2 protein-coding genes are annotated in these 1,269 nt (G+C 61.0%); both read right to left on the minus strand.

The annotated features are described in order from the left end of the window. Positions 1–154 precede the first annotated feature (154 nt). Positions 155–466 (minus strand): type II toxin-antitoxin system RelE/ParE family toxin, encoded by a 312-nt coding sequence (locus LB513_RS25130; protein WP_224666178.1) that lies wholly within the window; start codon positions 464–466, stop codon positions 155–157. A 3-nt stretch (positions 467–469) separates the two neighbouring features. Beyond that, entirely contained in the window at positions 470–736 is a 267-nt protein-coding gene (locus tag LB513_RS25135) for a type II toxin-antitoxin system ParD family antitoxin (RefSeq protein WP_224666179.1), read from the minus strand. Positions 737–1,269 lie beyond the last annotated feature (533 nt).

Raw genomic sequence — 1,269 nt, forward strand, 5'->3', positions numbered from 1 at the left:
CGGCGAGCCGCCCTCGTTCGTGAGGCGTATATAGTCGCCACACAGCCAAACTGTCAACACACCATCCGCAAGTTTTTTCGATTTCTCGTGGAGAAGTCGACGGCCCGACATTGGTAAGCTGGCTTAGCCCCGTCATGCGGCGCGACGCAGGGTTTCAGCGCCGGTCTTCCAGCACCTCAGGTGTGATGTTGCGGCCGGCGTAGAAAATGCCCAGGATCAGCACGCTGTCGCGCTGGACGGCAAAGGCGATGCTAACGGCGCGCCGATGGCCTATAATCCGCGGGCCAGGCATGATCTCTGCCCGCTCCGTGCCCCTCAGTGGAAACGTCGACAGGCCGAAGCACTGGTCCCGGATACCCTCGATAAAGTTCCAGGCGATCGCCGCTGACGCGCGCTCGGCTATGGCGTCGTAAAGCTCCCCCAGCTCGGCTTCCGCCTTGGGGTGGACGACGATCCGATACTCCATCCGCTACTTGGCTTTCGCCTGCCTCGCACGATGGCGCGCCTCCAGTCGGGAAAAGACCGCATCGGCGGGGATGCCGCTCGCGGGATCCTGTCGCAACTCGGCTAGGCGCGACGGTATTTCCCCGCGCAGCCATTTCTCCCGCTCCGCCTCGAAATCCTCGAGCATGCGAAGGCCGGCGCGGACGACTTCGCTGGCATTGTTGTAGCGGCCTGATTCGAGCTGCTTGCGGATGAAACTCTCGTAGTGATCACTCAAAGCGTAGTTCGGCATGGCAACCTCCGGGCGGGATTATGGGATCGCATATGACGGATGGCAATAGATGCCAATTGTTAGCAGGGATCGCCACGCTTCTGGATCGCCGCTAACTCCTCAGCGAATTGATGATCGCACGATTCCGCCGCGAGGACGCCGGCGCGATCGAGGTCGACGCCCGGTCGCTTTTGTTAGCGATCGCGCGAGACGATGGACGAGAGCACCCGGCTAAGTAGAAACCAGACCGCGAGGTCCATTCGTCGGGCTATCGATTGGTTGGTTTGGGACAGGCTCTGCTTTTGGTCCTGCGGCGTGGGCTGCGGCGTGGGTTGCGGGCCTTTGATTCCGCGTCAGGATGGCTAGGCACCACAGCAAATACAAAAGAGCCCGCGCGAAGGCGGGCTCTTTTGTATTTGGTTGCGGGGAGAGCATCTGAGCCTGTGACCTTCGGATTATGGTCCGCAGGACGAAGAGCTACTTGCCCCAGCATTGTCATAGCGGATGGCCCAGTCAACGCAGTTCGTGGGGGGTAGTCTTTGGGGGGGAAGGTT

Origin of the sequence: Mesorhizobium sp. ES1-1 (assembly GCF_020164785.1) — a bacterium.
In the GTDB taxonomy this organism is placed as follows: Bacteria; Pseudomonadota; Alphaproteobacteria; order Rhizobiales; family Rhizobiaceae; genus Mesorhizobium.

Excerpts from the sequence above, each read along its gene's own strand:
- LB513_RS25130 (WP_224666178.1), bottom strand. The coding sequence starts at position 466 with ATGGAGTATCGGATCGTCGTCCACCCCAAGGCGGAAGCCGAGCTGGGG.
- LB513_RS25135 (WP_224666179.1), bottom strand. The coding sequence starts at position 736 with ATGCCGAACTACGCTTTGAGTGATCACTACGAGAGTTTCATCCGCAAG.